This is a genomic window from Pedobacter sp. GQ55, assembly GCF_059758925.1.
This window is the reverse complement of record NZ_JCAXEI010000017.1, coordinates 40,189-57,267: the sequence shown is the minus strand read 5'-3', so window position 1 is coordinate 57,267 and position 17,079 is coordinate 40,189. Positions and strand designations below refer to the sequence as shown.

General features: G+C 37.8%; 15 protein-coding genes and 5 tRNA genes. 2 read left to right on the top strand and 18 right to left on the bottom strand.

Translation table 11 applies throughout. From position 1 onward, the window contains the following. The first annotated feature begins 46 nt into the window (after positions 1-46). Together AC6CH7_RS25460 and miaA are read left to right on the top strand one after the other, a co-directional pair. Positions 47-700 (top strand): IS1096 element passenger TnpR family protein, encoded by a 654-nt coding sequence (locus tag AC6CH7_RS25460; protein ID WP_048907293.1) that lies wholly within the window; start codon positions 47-49, stop codon positions 698-700. A gap of 8 nt (positions 701-708) precedes the next feature. Further along, positions 709-1,617 carry a tRNA (adenosine(37)-N6)-dimethylallyltransferase MiaA gene (gene miaA, locus AC6CH7_RS25455; RefSeq protein ID WP_498265378.1) on the top strand — a complete coding sequence of 303 codons (909 nt, stop codon included), beginning with the start codon at positions 709-711 and terminating at the stop codon, positions 1,615-1,617. Here miaA and AC6CH7_RS25450 read toward each other — a convergent pair. From AC6CH7_RS25450 to rpsU, 18 genes are all read right to left on the bottom strand, one after another. Continuing rightward, positions 1,614-1,928, bottom strand: a complete 315-nt coding sequence (locus AC6CH7_RS25450; protein ID WP_498265377.1) for a DUF3467 domain-containing protein — start codon at positions 1,926-1,928, stop codon at positions 1,614-1,616. The genes miaA and AC6CH7_RS25450 overlap by 4 nt on opposite strands. Positions 1,929-2,013: 85 nt before the next feature. Next, positions 2,014-6,300 (bottom strand): DNA-directed RNA polymerase subunit beta', encoded by a 4,287-nt coding sequence (gene rpoC, locus AC6CH7_RS25445; RefSeq protein WP_498265376.1) that lies wholly within the window; start codon positions 6,298-6,300, stop codon positions 2,014-2,016. Positions 6,301-6,389: 89 nt separating this feature from the next. Beyond that, the gene (gene rpoB, locus AC6CH7_RS25440; protein ID WP_172661228.1) at positions 6,390-10,193 is read right to left on the bottom strand and encodes a DNA-directed RNA polymerase subunit beta; all 3,804 of its coding nucleotides are present in this window, start codon (positions 10,191-10,193) and stop codon (positions 6,390-6,392) included. Between the two features lie 154 nt (positions 10,194-10,347). After that, positions 10,348-10,722 carry a 50S ribosomal protein L7/L12 gene (rplL, locus tag AC6CH7_RS25435; protein WP_041878234.1) on the bottom strand — a complete coding sequence of 125 codons (375 nt, stop codon included), beginning with the start codon at positions 10,720-10,722 and terminating at the stop codon, positions 10,348-10,350. A gap of 62 nt (positions 10,723-10,784) precedes the next feature. Further along, positions 10,785-11,306 carry a 50S ribosomal protein L10 gene (gene rplJ / locus AC6CH7_RS25430; RefSeq protein ID WP_498265375.1) on the bottom strand — a complete coding sequence of 174 codons (522 nt, stop codon included), beginning with the start codon at positions 11,304-11,306 and terminating at the stop codon, positions 10,785-10,787. Positions 11,307-11,308: 2 nt separating this feature from the next. Further along, the gene (gene rplA, locus AC6CH7_RS25425) at positions 11,309-12,007 is read right to left on the bottom strand and encodes a 50S ribosomal protein L1 (protein ID WP_048907299.1); all 699 of its coding nucleotides are present in this window, start codon (positions 12,005-12,007) and stop codon (positions 11,309-11,311) included. Positions 12,008-12,030: 23 nt separating this feature from the next. Beyond that, positions 12,031-12,474, bottom strand: a complete 444-nt coding sequence (rplK, locus tag AC6CH7_RS25420) for a 50S ribosomal protein L11 (protein ID WP_008243137.1) — start codon at positions 12,472-12,474, stop codon at positions 12,031-12,033. 71 nt (positions 12,475-12,545) lie between these two features. Next, complete coding sequence (gene nusG, locus AC6CH7_RS25415) at positions 12,546-13,088, bottom strand: transcription termination/antitermination protein NusG (protein WP_048907300.1); 543 nt, start codon at positions 13,086-13,088, stop codon at positions 12,546-12,548. 9 nt (positions 13,089-13,097) lie between these two features. Beyond that, entirely contained in the window at positions 13,098-13,295 is a 198-nt protein-coding gene (secE, locus tag AC6CH7_RS25410; protein WP_498265374.1) for a preprotein translocase subunit SecE, read from the bottom strand. 13 nt (positions 13,296-13,308) lie between these two features. Beyond that, a tRNA-Trp gene (locus AC6CH7_RS25405) sits at positions 13,309-13,379 on the bottom strand. Positions 13,380-13,496: 117 nt separating this feature from the next. After that, a complete protein-coding gene (tuf, locus tag AC6CH7_RS25400) occupies positions 13,497-14,684 on the bottom strand; it encodes an elongation factor Tu (RefSeq protein ID WP_048907301.1) in 1,188 nt (395 codons plus the stop codon). A gap of 125 nt (positions 14,685-14,809) precedes the next feature. After that, positions 14,810-14,881 (bottom strand) — tRNA-Thr (locus AC6CH7_RS25395). A gap of 86 nt (positions 14,882-14,967) precedes the next feature. Further along, positions 14,968-15,040 (bottom strand) — tRNA-Gly (locus AC6CH7_RS25390). A 10-nt stretch (positions 15,041-15,050) separates the two neighbouring features. Beyond that, positions 15,051-15,133: transfer RNA gene (locus AC6CH7_RS25385), tRNA-Tyr, on the bottom strand. A gap of 8 nt (positions 15,134-15,141) precedes the next feature. Then, a tRNA-Thr gene (locus AC6CH7_RS25380) sits at positions 15,142-15,214 on the bottom strand. Positions 15,215-15,423: 209 nt separating this feature from the next. Continuing rightward, positions 15,424-15,771, bottom strand: coding sequence for a ribosome hibernation-promoting factor, HPF/YfiA family (gene hpf / locus AC6CH7_RS25375; protein ID WP_498265373.1), 348 nt, complete (start codon positions 15,769-15,771; stop codon positions 15,424-15,426). Between the two features lie 16 nt (positions 15,772-15,787). After that, positions 15,788-16,672, bottom strand: coding sequence for a tyrosine-type recombinase/integrase (locus AC6CH7_RS25370; protein ID WP_498265372.1), 885 nt, complete (start codon positions 16,670-16,672; stop codon positions 15,788-15,790). A gap of 128 nt (positions 16,673-16,800) precedes the next feature. Continuing rightward, entirely contained in the window at positions 16,801-16,995 is a 195-nt protein-coding gene (rpsU, locus tag AC6CH7_RS25365; protein ID WP_008243148.1) for a 30S ribosomal protein S21, read from the bottom strand. Positions 16,996-17,079: the final 84 nt, after the last annotated feature.

The following is a 17,079-nucleotide window of genomic DNA, read 5'->3' as shown; positions in this document are numbered from 1 at the left end:
AAAGTATATTTTATTTTTTAATTTTATAGCTAGAAAATAAGCTCAAATGGCAATTTATAGATTTAGAATAAGTTTCGAAGATTTCGATGAAGTAGTAAGGGAAATAGATATTAAATCGACCCAAACATTTGAAGATTTACATAAAGCAGTTCACCGCTCTACGGGGTATTCTGCTGAAAAATCTTCTTCCTTTTTTGTGAGTACAGATAATTGGATAAAAGGCGATGAAATAGCTTATTTACCTAATCAGCGCAAAACTGATCGAGGCGTAGCTTTAATGGAAAACTCCAAATTAAGCAGCTTCATTGAAGACCCACATCAAAAATTCTATTACATATATAATTTTGACCGCCCTTTCGATTTTCATGTTGAACTGATAAAGATCATCCTGGAAACAGATCCTAACATCGAATACCCCTACCTTGTTAAAAGTACTGGAGAGGCTCCTAAAATTATCGACAAGAACAATTTCGGGTCGGTTGCCGTATCCTCGAATCCGGTGTCCACAGATTTCGATTTCTTAAATGAAATGGACTTTGTACCTGAAGACACAGATGAAATCGAAGCAATGGGTGGCAGAGGAATTAACACCGAAGAAAAAGATGAGGATGCTGAAGAGGAATCGGAAGAAGGAGCAGATGAATTCTCTGATAATGACAACTACGAAGACGAAGAATACAATAGCAAAGAGGATTATTAGTGCCGGCTATGGCATCAGGTAAAACCTTAATTGTTATTGTAGGCCCAACGGCAATAGGTAAAACTGCCTTAGCTATCGAAATAGCTAAGCAGTTTTGTACCGAAATAATTTCTGCAGACTCCAGACAATTTTTTAAAGAAATGGAAATTGGCACGGCTAAACCTTCTGCCGAAGAACTAGCTGCCGCGCCACATCATTTCATCAATTCACATAGTGTAAGTACATTATTTAGTACCGGCGACTTTGAAATACAAGCGCTTAAACTAATGGATGAATTGTTTAAAAAGCATGATCTTTTGGTTATGGTTGGAGGTTCAGGTCTTTATATAGACGCTGTATGTAAAGGTTTGGATGATCTTCCAGCAACGGACATCAACATTCGTGAACAACTCAATCAACAACTCGCAACAGAGGGGATTGAGGCAATAAAAGATCAGTTAAGGAGGAATGATCCTGAATATTATGCAAAAGTGGATCAATCTAATCCCCAACGAATGATAAGGGGCTTGGAATTTTTCCTTTCAACCGGAATGAAACTATCGTCTTTTCTTACCAACAATAAAAAAACAAGACCTTTTAATATCATTAAAATTGGCTTAAATACAGACCGTTCAATACTTTACAATAGAATCAATTCAAGGGTTGATCTGATGATGGATGCGGGTTTACTGGATGAAGTAAAGGCTTTAAAGGGTTATAGAAGCTACAATGCTTTAAATACCGTAGGCTATTCTGAACTTTTTGCCTATCTGGATGGAGATATTGATCTGGAGCAGGCTGTAGATAAAATCAAACAAAATACACGTCGCTTTGCCAAAAGGCAATTAACATGGTTCAGAAGAGATGACCACACCACCTGGTTTGAGCCAAACCATACTGATGAAGTCATCACTTACATTAAACAGACACTGGCTTAAGCCTGGGCTGTTGGTCCACCAAAGTTCATGGGAAAACCCGGAGGCTCTTCCTGAGTCTTAATACGTCCGTTTATAGCTTCATATTTATCTATATTATCCTGCATTGCAGCCAATAATCTCTTTGCATGCTCTGGAGTAAGAATAATACGTGACTTTACCCTTGCTTTAGGAACACCCGGCATTACTCTTATAAAATCGAGCACAAACTCTGTATTTGAATGAGTAATAATAGCCAGATTAGAAAATATACCCTCTGCTATTTCTTCAGAAAGTTCTATATTTAGTTGGTTCTCGTTATTTTGTTCTTCCATATAACAAACTTAGATATTTTTTATAGTATAAAAAAAGTCCCCCGACTTTTAAAGAAGGGGGACTTGTAGAAAAATGTATTTAAAATTAAGCTTCTATTTCTTCTTGTTTAGAAGCTAATAATTTATCGTATTCTTCCTGAGAACCAACGATGATACGCTCATATCCACGTACACCCGTACCTGAAGGGATTAAGTGTCCAACAATTACGTTTTCTTTTAGTCCAAGCATACTGTCACGTTTACCAGCAATAGCTGCTTCGTTCAATACTTTTGTTGTTTCCTGGAACGATGCTGCAGAGATAAATGATTTCGTACCTAATGATGCACGTGTTATACCTTGCAGAACTGAACTCGCAGTTGCAGGTCTTGCATCACGAACTTCAATTTGTTTCAGATCTTTACGTTTCAATTGAGAATTTTCGTCTCTTAGTTTACGTAAAGAAAGAATCTGACCAGGTTTAACTGTGTTAGAATCACCAGCTTCTACTACAACTTTTTTGTCATAGATCTCATCATTCTCGATCATAAAGTCCCAACGATCTACAGAGTTATTCTCTAAGAAACTGGTATCACCTGGATCTTCGATATGTACTTTCTGCATCATTTGGTGTACAATAACCTCAAAGTGTTTATCATTGATTTTCACACCCTGTAAACGGTAAACCTCTTGGATACCATTAACAAGATATTCTTGTACAGCCGCAGGGCCTTTAATTGCAAGGATATCAGCAGGCGAGATAGAACCATCGGATAATGGCATACCAGCTTTCACAAAGTCATTATCCTGTACAAGGATGTGTTTAGACAATGGAACAAGGTATTTTTTAATCTCTCCGTCTTTAGATTCGATGGTCATCTCACGATTACCACGTTTCACACCACCTAAAGTTACCACACCATCAATTTCTGTTACTACAGCAGGGTTAGATGGGTTACGTGCTTCGAATAACTCAGTTACACGTGGTAAACCACCCGTAATATCCCTTGTTTTACCAGTTGCACGAGGTATTTTAACTAAGATCTGACCTGTTTTAACAGCATCACCTTCGTCAATTGCAATGTGAGCACCTACCGGGATGTTATACCCTCTGATTAGTTCACCTTTTTTATCTACAACTCTTACGGAAGGGTTTTTAGTTTTATCACGTGTATCTATAATTACTTTTTCACGGTGACCAGTTTGCTCATCTGACTCCTCACGGAAGGTTACACCTTCAATAATTGCATCAAATTCGATTTTACCGGCAAATTCCGAGATAATTACAGCATTATATGGATCCCACGAACAAATCCTGTCGCCTTTAGCGATTTTAGCTCCATCCTCTACGTACAAGAATGCACCGTAAGGAATGTTGCTGGTCATGATAGTCTTGTTTGTTTCCGGTTCAACAATTTTGAACTCTCCTGAACGGCCTAAAACAATTTGTTTTACTCCATCTTCAGTATCATTCTCAACTGTACGAACGTTTTCAAATTCAATAACACCATCAAACTTAGCCATAATCTGAGATTCAGCAGCAATGTTCGATGCAGTACCACCCACGTGGAATGTACGTAATGTTAACTGTGTACCCGGCTCACCGATTGACTGTGCAGCAATTACACCAACAGCTTCACCTTTTTGAACACGTTTACCGGTCGCTAAGTTACGTCCATAACAAAGGGCACAAACACCTCTTTGATTTTCGCAGGTTAATACAGAACGTATTTCAATGCCCTCTAGTGGAGATTCTTCGATTGTTTTAGCAACCTCCTCGTCAATATCTTGTCCAGCTGCTACTAATAATGCTCCATCCAATGGATTGAATACATCATGCAGAGAGATACGTCCTAAAATTCTGTCATATAATGGCTCAACGATATCTTCATTGTCTTTCAACGCAGTAGTATACATACCTCTCAATGTACCGCAATCCTCAGAATTAACGATCATATCCTGTGCCACATCATGTAAACGACGTGTCAAGTAACCAGCATCGGCAGTTTTTAACGCCGTATCCGCCAAACCTTTACGAGCACCGTGAGTAGAGATAAAGTATTCTAGTACCGATAATCCTTCTTTAAAGTTAGATAAGATCGGGTTTTCAATAATCTCACCACCAGAACCAGATTTTTGAGGTTTTGCCATCAAACCACGCATACCACACAACTGACGAATCTGCTCTTTCGAACCACGGGCACCAGAATCCAACATCATATATACAGAGTTAAATCCTTGGTTATCGTTCGATAACTGATTCATCACGAATGATGTTAAACGGTTATTGATACGAGTCCAGATATCGATAATTTGGTTGTAACGCTCGTTGTTGGTAATGAATCCCATGTTATAGTTATTCCTTACTTCTTCAACTTCTGCAGAAGCTTGTTCCAATAAAGTATGTTTTTCAACAGGAATGTTTACGTCTTGTAAGTTAAACGATAAACCTCCTCTGAATGCCATTTGGAAACCTAGTTCTTTAATATCATCAAGGAATCTTGATGCGCGAGCCATACCGGTGATTTTAACAACCTCACCAATAATGTCTCTTAAAGATTTTTTAGTTAACAGTTCGTTGATATAACCAACTTCTTCCGGAACCATTTGATTAAATAGTACACGTCCAACAGTAGTCTCTGTCAATTTATTAACTATAGATCCATCCTCTATTTTAACATTTACTTTAACTTTAATAAATGCGTGAAGGTCAATTCTTTTCTCATTGTAAGCAATGATTACCTCTTCAGGAGAATAGAATATAGAATCTTGTCCTTTAACTACACGCCCTTCGTCAGTTCTACGGCCTTTAGTAATATAATAAAGACCCAAAACCATATCCTGTGAAGGTACAGTAATAGGAGTACCGTTTGCAGGGTTTAGAATGTTGTGTGCAGCAAGCATTAATACTTGTGCTTCTAATATTGCGGCGTGTCCTAATGGTAAGTGTACTGCCATCTGGTCGCCGTCAAAATCCGCGTTAAATGCGGTACATACTAACGGGTGTAATTGAATTGCTTTACCTTCAACCAATTTAGGTTGGAAAGATTGTATACCCAATCTGTGCAATGTAGGCGCACGATTTAGTAATACAGGGTGTCCTTTTAAAACATTTTCAAGAATATCCCAAACTAATGGATCTTTTCTATCTACAATTTTCTTAGCAGATTTTACTGTTTTAACGATACCTCTTTCTATCATCTTACGGATGATAAACGGTTTAAATAGCTCAGCAGCCATATCTTTAGGCAAACCGCATTCATGTAATTTAAGGTTAGGACCTACAACAATTACAGAACGAGCAGAATAATCCACACGTTTACCTAATAAGTTCTGACGGAAACGACCTTGTTTACCTTTCAGGATATCTGAAAGAGATTTTAAAGCACGGTTACCTTCAGTTTTTACAGCGTTTACTTTACGTGAGTTATCGAATAACGAGTCAACCGCTTCCTGCAACATACGTTTTTCGTTACGTAAAATTACTTCCGGAGCTTTGATCTCGATCAAACGCTTCAAACGGTTGTTACGGATAATCACACGACGGTAAAGATCATTTAAATCTGAAGTCGCGAAACGACCACCTTCAAGAGGTACTAATGGACGCAATTCTGGTGGAATAACCGGAACGATCTTAATGATCATCCACTCTGGGTTATTCTCGATACGTGATCTTGAACCACGGAATGCTTCAACAACCTGTAAACGTTTTAATGCCTCGTTTTTACGTTGTTGAGAAGTTTCATTAGCAGCCTGGTGACGTAAGTTATATGATAATGTATCTAAATCAATACGTTTCAATAAATCCTCTAATGCTTCCGCACCCATTTTGGCTACGAATTTATTAGGATCTTTATCATCCAGGTATTGGTTCTCTTTAGGTAATTTATCAAGAATATCTAAATATTCTTCCTCAGTAAGGAAATCCATGTACTGAATACCTTCCTCCGACATCAAACCTGCCTGAATTACTACATAACGCTCGTAGTAAATGATCAGATCTAATCTTTTAGTAGGCAAACCTAATAAGTAACCGATTTTATTTGGCAATGACCGGAAATACCAGATATGCGCAACAGGAACTACCAGATTGATATGTCCCATACGCTCTCTACGTACTTTCTTTTCAGTTACCTCAACACCACAACGGTCACAAACAATACCTTTATAACGGATACGCTTGTATTTACCACAATGACATTCGTAATCTTTTACAGGACCAAAAATACGCTCGCAAAACAAACCATCACGTTCAGGTTTGTAAGTACGATAATTGATGGTCTCAGGTTTCAACACCTCACCACTTGAGCGCTCTAAAATAGCCTCAGGCGATGCCAAACTAATGGTGATCGATGTGAAATTGCTTTTTAATTTATTATCCTTTTTGTAAGACATAGCTCTTTTGTTTGAAAGTTGAAAAATTTAAAAAGTTGGAGTGCTTTTCTGACATGCATGTGAACACTCCAACAAAATAACTTTCAACATTAGTCTAACGTAATATCTAAACCTAATCCACGTAACTCATGTACCAATACGTTGAACGATTCTGGTACACCAGGTGTAGGAAGGTTTTCGCCTTTTACAATCGCTTCGTAAGTTTTAGCTCTACCGATAACATCATCTGATTTAACAGTTAATATCTCTTGTAGAATGTTGGCAGCACCAAATGCTTCCAATGCCCAAACCTCCATCTCACCAAAACGCTGACCACCAAATTGAGCTTTACCACCCAATGGTTGTTGTGTAATTAATGAATATGGTCCGATAGAACGAGCGTGCATCTTATCATCAACCATGTGTCCTAATTTCAACATATAGATAATACCTACAGTTGTTGGCTGATCAAATTTCTCACCTGTTAAACCGTTATTTAAGTAGGTTCTTCCGGAAGCAGGTAATCCAGCCTTAGCGATCCAATCTTCAACCTCATTGTGCTTAGCACCATCAAAAATTGGAGTTGCAAATTTAACGCCCAATTCTTTACCGGCCCATGCCAATACAGTTTCATAAATCTGACCAAGGTTCATACGTGAAGGTACACCCAGTGGGTTCAACACGATATCAACAGGAGTTCCATCTTCTAAGAATGGCATATCTTCATCACGTACAATACGAGCTACAATACCCTTATTACCGTGACGACCAGCCATCTTATCGCCTACTTTCAACTTACGTTTTTTAGCTACATAAACCTTAGCCATCTGAACAATACCTGAAGGCAGCTCATCACCCACACTAATCGCAAACTTATCACGTTTGTAAGCACCAAGTTCTTCGTTTACACGAATACCATAGTTGTGCAATAACAATTTGATCTGCTCATTTTTGTCATCGTCAGTAGTCCATTTGTATGGATTAATGTGCGCGTATTCTAAATCTGCTAAACTCTTTTGAGTAAACTTAGCTCCTTTAGGGAATAACAATTCCTTATAAACGTTGTATACACCTTGAGATGTTTTACCGTTTACAATCTGGAATAATTTATCTACAAGCTCATTTTTAAGATTTGTAGTAGCAAGTTCATATCTCTTGTCTAATTTCTCTATTGCTGATTTTTCCTCAGCTTTAGTAGTTTTCTTAGCTCTAGAGAATAACTTAGTATCAATTACAACACCCTTAATAGATGGAGGAGTTTTTAATGATGCATCTTTAACATCACCAGCTTTATCTCCAAATATCGCACGTAGTAATTTCTCTTCCGGCGAAGGATCAGACTCTCCTTTAGGAGTGATCTTACCGATAAGGATGTCGCCCTCTTTAACTTCAGCACCGATACGGATAATACCGTTCTCATCTAAATCTTTAGTAGCTTCTTCAGAAACGTTAGGGATATCTGGTGTTAATTCCTCTTCTCCACGTTTCGTATCACGTACTTCCAATTCAAACTCTTCAATGTGTAAAGAAGTAAAGATATCTTCACGAACAATACGCTCGTTAATTACGATCGCATCCTCAAAGTTATATCCTTGCCAAGGCATGAAAGCAACTTTTAAGTTTCTTCCTAATGCCAACTCACCATTTTCAGTAGCATAACCTTCACAAAGTACTTGTCCTTTAACAACTTTCTGACCTTTTTTAACAATTGGTTTCAAGTTGATACAAGTATTCTGGTTGGTTTTCTTGAATTTGATTAATTTATAAGTTTTGCTATCACCTTCAAACGATACTAAACGATCTCCATCGTTTCTTACATATTTAATAGTGATCTCATTTGCATCAACATATTCAACAACACCATCACCTTCTGCATTGATCAGAGTTCTTGAATCGCGGGCTACGCGACCTTCCAAACCTGTACCAACAATTGGAGCTTCAGGACGTAACAAAGGTACGGCCTGACGTTGCATGTTCGATCCCATCAATGCCCTGTTCGCATCATCATGCTCAAGGAAAGGAATCAACGAAGCAGCGATTGAAGTAATCTGATTAGGTGCCACGTCCATTAAGTCTAATTTCTCAGGCTCAATAATCGGGAAGTCACCCTCATAACGTGCTTTTACACGAGGAGTAGTGAAATTACCTTTATCGTCATACTCGGCATTTGCCTGTGCAATTGTTTTACCATCTTCATCCTCAGCAGAAAGGTAAATAACCGGTTCGTCAACAGACACAACACCATTATCTACTTTTTTATAAGGCGTTTCAATGAAACCTAAGTTGTTTATTTTCGCATGAACACAAAGAGACGAGATCAAACCGATGTTTGGTCCCTCTGGAGTTTCAATTGTACATAAACGACCGTAGTGAGTATAGTGAACGTCACGCACCTCGAAACCAGCACGCTCACGTGAAAGACCACCTGGGCCTAAGGCTGACAAACGACGCTTGTGCGTAATCTCTGCCAAAGGATTTGTCTGGTCCATGAACTGAGACAACTGGTTAGTACCAAAGAAAGAGTTAATAACCGACGATAACGTACGGGCATTAATTAAGTCTGTTGGAGTAAATACCTCGTTGTCACGAATGTTCATACGCTCGCGGATAGTACGCGCCATACGTGCTAAACCAACACCAAATTGAGCGTATAATTGCTCACCTACTGTACGAACACGACGATTCGACAAGTGATCAATATCATCCACTTCTTCTTTAGAGTTGATCAATTTGATCAGGTATTTAACAATAGCAATAATATCAGCTTTTGTTAAAACCTTTACGTGATCAGGAGTATCCATTTTCAACTTACGGTTGATACGGTACCTACCTACATCACCTAGATCATAACGTTTATCCGAGAAGAACAAACGTTCGATAATACCTCTTGCAGTTTCCTCATCAGGTGGTTCTGCATTACGCAAAGCACGATAGATGTTTTCAACAGCCTCTTTTTCAGAGTTAGAAGTATCCTTTTGTAATGTATTATATATAATGGTATAATCAGCCTGACTTGCACCATCATCTTTAGATAAGATAATAGTTTTAACACCAGCATCAATGATCATATCAATATGGTCATCTTCTAAAACAGTATCCCTGTCTAAGATCACTTCATTACGATCTATAGAAACTACCTCACCAGTATCTTCATCAACAAAATCTTCAACCCATTTTCTTAATACTCTTGCAGCAAGTTTACGACCGATATATTTCTTCAATCCAGATTTGCTAACCTTAACCTCATCGGCTAAGTCAAACAATTCAAGGATATCCTTATCAGAATCGTAACCAATAGCACGCAATAAGGTGGTAACCGGGAACTTTTTCTTACGATCGATATATGCATACATGACGTTATTTACGTCAGTAGCAAACTCAATCCAAGATCCTTTGAAAGGAATTACACGGGCAGAATAAAGCTTAGTTCCGTTAGTGTGACGGCTTTGACCGAAGAACACACCGGGAGACCTGTGTAACTGAGAAACAATTACACGCTCTGCGCCGTTAATCACAAAAGTACCTTTAGGAGTCATATAAGGTATGGTTCCTAAATATACATCTTGAATGATCGTTTCAAAATCTTCGTGTTCAGCATCATTACAAGAAAGCTTAAGCTTCGCTTTTAATGGAACACTATAAGTTAACCCACGGTCGATACACTCAGGTATATCATAACGTGGTGGGTCAATAAAATAATCAAGGAACTCAAGAACAAAGATGTTTCTTGAATCGGTGATTGGGAAGTTTTCAGCAAACACCTTAAATAAACCCTCAGTGTGACGGTTATCTGAAGTTGTCTCGATCTGAAAAAATTCTCTGAATGATTGCAACTGCACATCTAGAAAATCTGGGTAATCTATGATATGCTTACTACGTGCAAAATTTACTCTTTGGTCGACTTTATTTGCCAATGGACTAAAGTTAATTTACTTTAAGAATAAACTATTTGTTTGGTTAGCCGTTAAACAATTCCACCAACCAAACAAGATGAAATGTTTATAAACAGGTATAGACTCCGACTATACAGTCGGAGTCTATGGTTAAAGTTATATTAAAATTAAGTGATTACTTAATTTCAACTACAGCTCCAGCTTCTTCTAATTGTTTTTTCAAAGCTTCTGCTTCGTCTTTAGCAACACCAGCTTTTAATTCTTTAGGTGCACCGTCAACTAAGTCTTTAGCTTCTTTCAAACCTAAACCAGTTAAGTCTTTTACCAATTTAACAACTGCTAATTTAGAACCACCAGCTTCTTTCAAGATTACATCGAAAGTTGATTTTTCTTCAGCCGCAGGAGCAGCATCACCAGCAGGACCTGCAACAGCAACTGCAGCAGCAGCTGGTTCAATACCATACTCGTCTTTTAAGATTTGAGCTAATTCGTTAACTTCTTTAACTGTTAAGTTTACCAATTGCTCAGCAAACGCTTTTAAATCTGCCATTTTTATAGATTTTAAAAATTTACGTAAAAATAATTTGTTTAATATGAACTTTTAAGGTGTCCTTAACCTTCTCTTTCTTGAAGAGTTTTAACAATTCCTGCAATTTTGTTACCACCAGACTGTAAAGCCGAAATAACGTTTTTAGCTGGTGATTGTAATAACCCAATGATATCTCCAATAAGCTCTTCTCTTGATTTCAAGCTCACTAAAGTATCAAGTTGATTATCACCAACAAATACTGTTGAATCGATATATGCAGCTTTAAGCTGAGGTTTGTCAGATCCTTTTCTCAAGGCTTTGATCAGCTTAGCTGGACCGTTACCTACTGTTGAGAATAATAATGCTGATTGACCTTTAAGCGCAACAAAGATCTCTGATGCATCGCCATCTAATCCTTCAATCGCTTTTCTGATTAAAGTATTTTTAGCAACCTGCATTTCAATCCCACTTTCGAAACATTTGCGACGGATACTGTTTACTTTCTCAACAGATAAGCTTGATGTATCGGCAATATAAAAATTACCGAATTCCTGCATCTTCACTTGAAGAGCCGAAACGACTTCGTGTTTTTCTTCTCTGTTCATAATTAGATCCCCGCTACTGATTTAGTTTCGATTGCAATTCCAGGACTCATAGTTGAAGAAACATGTATGCTCTTAAAATAAGTTCCTTTTGCAGCAGATGGTTTTAACTTAGAAATTACTTGAAGAACTTCTAAAGCATTTTCATATATTTTATCTGCTGGGAATGATACTTTTCCTACTGAAGCGTGTATAATACCACTTTTGTCAACTTTAAAATCAATCTTACCGCCTTTTACGTCAGTTACTGCTTTACCAACTTCGTTAGTTACAGTACCTGATTTAGGGTTTGGCATAAGGTTACGTGGACCTAAAACGCGGCCCAGTTTACCTACTTTTGCCATACAAGCAGGAGTAGTGATAATAATGTCAACATCAGTCCATCCACCTTCAATCTTGGCTACATATTCGTCTAAACCTACAAAATCTGCGCCAGCCGCTTTAGCCTCTTCTTCCTTATCAGGAGTACAAAGAACTAAAACACGTACAGTTTTACCTGTACCATGTGGTAAAGTTGCAATACCACGTACCATTTGATTGGCTTTACGTGGATCTACACCTAAACTAACATCGATATCAACCGATGCATCAAATTTAGTAGTAGTTATTTCTTTAACCAAAGCAGCCGCATCCTTTAAAGAATACGTTTTACCAGATTCTAGTTTAGCATGTGCCTTTTTTTGATTTTTTGTTAATTTAGCCACTGTTGTAAACTGTTATTTGTTAATTAATTTGTCCAAGGCGCATCACCGCTAACGGTGATTCCCATACTGCGTGCTGTACCGGCAACCATACTCATTGCCGATTCGATAGTGAAAGCATTTAAATCAGTCATTTTATCTTCAGCAATTGACTTAACCTGATCCCAAGTCACCGAACCAACTTTTTTACGGTTGGGCTCAGCAGAACCACTCTGTAATTTAGTAGCATCCTTTAACTGGATAGCAACCGGAGGGGTTTTGATGATAAATTCGAAAGACTTGTCAGCATAAACAGTAATTACAACAGGTAATACTTTACCAGGCTTATCTTGGGTACGAGCATTGAATTGTTTGCAAAACTCCATTATGTTCACCCCCTTAGCACCTAAAGCAGGTCCTACTGGTGGCGATGGATTTGCAGCTCCACCCTTGATCTGTAATTTAACAAGTGCACTGACTTCTTTTGCCATTTTCTGTTTTTGTTAATTTGTAATACTCAATGTTAAAATGTTGGAAGCATGTAACAATTAAGATCTTTATTCTATTCCTTTTCTACTTGCATATAGTTAAGTTCTAACGGAGTTTTTCTTCCGAAGATCTTAACCATAACCTTTAATTTCTTTTTCTCTTCGTTAACCTCTTCAATAACGCCGGTAAAACCGTTAAACGGTCCATCCATTACTTTAACGTTCTCTCCAACATAATATGCAACGTTCATGATTTCGCTTTGTTGGCTCATCTCATCAACTTTACCTAAAATACGGTTAACTTCCGCCTGGCGCATAGGAACAGGATTTCCACCCTTATCTCCTAAGAAACCAATAACGCTATTAACATTCTTAATAATGTGTTCTAATTCACCATCTAAAATAGCTTCAATTAAAACATAGCCAGGATAAAAATTACGCTCTTTTGCAATCTTTTTCCCGTCTTTCATTTGGTAATATTTTTCCATTGGTATTAAAACCTGAGGAACCAAATGTGAAAACCCTAAACGGCTAATTTCAGAATCAATATACTGTTTTACTTTCTTCTCTTTTCCACTAACGGCCCTAACTACATACCATTTCAACTGATCGTTCATTTAGCTATATTAATTAGAAAGTGATTTATAAAAAGTATCCAAAACGAATGTAGAACCCTTATCCATTGCAAAAATAACACATGCAATAATAAGCGAAGCTATCAAAACCAACACTGCAGAATTTTGCAATTCTCCCCATGTAGGCCAGGTAACCTTCTGGGTCATTTCTTCATATGATTCTTTAACAAATTGAACTACTTTAGCCATAATTAATTTTTTGCACGGGAACAAGGATTCGAACCCTGATCAAAGGTTTTGGAGACCTCTATTCTACCGTTGAACTATTCCCGTGTATAATTTCCACTCTTCCAAGCGAATCGTTTTGCTATTAGAACAAAGTACTCAGGCTGTTAAAGCCTAAGTACTTTGCTTTATAAATTTGTCCGGTATCCTTAGGATACCTAAGAACTATTTTACAATTTCAGTTACCTGACCAGCACCTACTGTTCTACCACCTTCACGGATAGCGAAACGTAGACCTTTTTCCATTGCGATTGCGTTGATCAATTTAACATTGATAGTAACGTTATCACCTGGCATAACCATTTCAGTTCCTTCAGCTAGTGTAATCTCACCAGTAACATCTGTAGTACGGAAATAGAATTGTGGACGGTATTTGTTAAAGAATGGAGTGTGACGTCCACCTTCTGCTTTTGATAATACATAGATCTCAGCTTTGAAATCTGTGTGAGGAGTTACTGAACCTGGTTTACAGATAACCATACCACGACGGATATCAGTTTTCTCAATACCACGTAACAATAAACCTACGTTATCACCTGCTTCACCATAATCAAGGATCTTACGGAACATCTCAACACCTGTTACAGTTGATTTAAGATTTTCGGCACCCATACCCAAGATCTCAACTGGATCTCCAGAGTTGATTACACCACGCTCAATACGACCAGTTGCAACAGTACCACGACCAGTGATCGAGAATACGTCCTCAACAGGCATTAAGAATGGAAGATCAGTTAAACGTGGAGGAATTGGAATGTAGCTATCAACAGCATCCATTAATTCCATGATTTTAGCTACCCATTTCGGATCTCCGTTCAAACCACCAAGAGCTGAACCTTGAATAACAGGAATATCATCACCAGGGAATTCATAGAATGATAACAATTCACGAACTTCCATCTCTACTAATTCTAATAACTCAGGATCGTCAACCATATCCACTTTATTCATGAATACTACCAACGAAGGAACACCTACCTGACGAGCCAATAGAATGTGCTCACGAGTTTGTGGCATTGGACCATCTGTAGCAGCTACAACAATGATAGCTCCATCCATTTGTGCAGCACCAGTAACCATGTTTTTCACATAATCCGCGTGACCTGGACAGTCAACGTGTGCATAGTGACGGTTAGCAGTTGAATACTCAACGTGTGCTGTATTAATGGTGATACCTCTTTCTTTTTCCTCAGGAGCTGAGTCAATTGAATCAAATGAACGCGCCTCAGATAAACCAGCATCAGATAACACTTTAGTGATAGCTGCTGTTAAGGTTGTTTTACCGTGGTCAACGTGACCGATTGTGCCGATGTTTAAGTGCGGCTTGCTGCGGTCAAACTTTTCTTTTGCCATGTTTTTATACTTATTAGTAGGTTATAACTTTTTATTTATTTATTGTTTTGATACAATTCAATACAAAAAACCTTGTTCACCCTGCGTTTAAACAGATTCAACAAAGCCTATTTTTATTTTTTTTGAGCCAAAGATGGGACTTGAACCCACGACCTCTTCCTTACCAAGGAAGTGCTCTACCGCTGAGCTACTTCGGCTTTTAATCTCTAGCAGCTTATTCCGATCATTCCTTTTGGAATAATTTTTCACAATCCCTGCCGACTGCCCACCTTTTCCATTTAAGAGCGGAAGACGAGGTTCGAACTCGCGACCTATAGCTTGGAAGGCTATCGCTCTACCAACTGAGCTACTTCCGCTTCTTTATTGTGGGGGGAGAAGGATTCGAACCTTCGAAGTCTTGCGACAACAGAGTTACAGTCTGTCCCATTTGGCCACTCTGGTATCCCCCCAAAAAAAGAGCCTCCTATCGGGATCGAACCAATGACCTACTGATTACAAGTCAGTTGCTCTACCAGCTGAGCTAAGGAGGCTTATATCATGTGCCGCTTACAAAGGAAGCAACAAATTTTATAATATTAATCTTTCATAGAACATTCCATTTTAGTTGTTGAGGTAACGCCCTCTCTGAAATGGAATGCAAATCTACAAGAATTTATGATAGACGCAAAATTTATTTTAAAAAAAAATTGGCGAAACTAACTCCGCCAATTCAATATTAAAATATCGCTAAAATATGTACCTAATAATCAGATACTTCATTCGCGTTCAAAATTGCCTTATGTTCACTTAATTTTATTCTCGTCTTGTCTTTATGTTTGGTAATTTGCTTTCTTAACGACTCAATTGCTAAATCTGTGGCCTCTTCAAATGATTTACACTGTTCCTTTGCGAACATTGTTACGCCCGGTACGATCAATTTAATCTCACTTATTTTATTGGCTTCATCATCTACATTCTCTAATTTTAAATAAACTTCGCCACTAATAATCTGATCAAAAAACTGATCTAGCTTATCTACTTTCTTTTGAATGAAATCTAATAACTTCTGGTCTGCATTGAAATGGATCGATTGAACTGTAATTTTCATATTTTCCTCCTCTTTTTTATGCCTTTGGATGGGCTTGTTTATATATTGATTTTAATCTCTCTACTGAATTGTGGGTATAAACCTGAGTAGCAGCCAGACTTGCATGCCCCAACAATTCTTTTATTGCATTTAAATCTGCCCCCCTATTCAACAAACTGGTGGCGTAAGAATGGCGCAACACATGTGGGCTCTTCTTATCCTGCGTTGAAATGAAACTTAAATAACGCTGAACTATTCGGTATATCAATTTAGGATATGCATCCGCTCCTTTATCTGTAACGAATAAGCCTCCCGTTTTGTTATCAAATTTTTGTAATGTTTTTAACTCTATGTAGGTTCTTAGCTGATCCTCAAGCGGTTTGCTTATCGGGACTATCCGTTCTTTATTTCTTTTCCCAAAAACCCTGATATTTGAGTCGTAAAAGTTAATATCAGATTCCTTCAAGGCCAACAGTTCTGCAAGTCGCATACCTGTTCCAAATAAAGCTTCAATAACCAATCGATCTCTTACCGATGAGAAGCTTCCATCAAAAAACTCTTCAGAATCAAGCAACAGATCCAGCTTCTGATCATCTACAAATACAGGAAGACGTTTGGGAGCTTTAGGAGCTTTTACAAGCGCCATTGGACTTGATAGGATTATTTGCTCGCGAACAAGGTATTTATAGAAACTGCGTAAGGTAGACAACTTCCTTCCTATAGAATTCTCAGCAACACCCTCCTCCATTAGCCAAACCATAAAATTCCTTACGTGAATATAAGCTACATCTTTAAGTCGCAACTCAAATGTTTGGAGCATAAAATCTCTAAACTGAATCAGGTCGGTTCTGTAGGACTGGACTGTGTGTGGAGAATATCGCTTCTCGTGCTGGAGATATGTTAGAAATTGGTCAACAGTCATAGAAACTATTTGTATTGCTCGATAGAGTGAATATACAAAACATTATCTTAACAATTCCTTTTTATTTGAACAAAAAAAGCCATCAAACAATTGATGGCTTTTAATATTATTATGTTAAACTACAAGAACTATATTGTTCCTTCTAGTTGCATATTTTGCTTATAAATAGCGTGTTTCACTAACGTACGACGTGCTACAGATTTTTTCTCGTAAGCTTGGCGGCTACGTAATTCTCTTAACACTCCTGTTTTTTCAAATTTCTTTTTGAAACGTTTTAACGCTTTATCTAGTGATTCACCGTCTTTAATATTAATAATGATCATAACGTAAAATACCTCCTCTCGTTGTTTTTAGGACTGCAAAGATAGGTATTTCATTTGATAATCAAAACACTATGTTTATTTTAA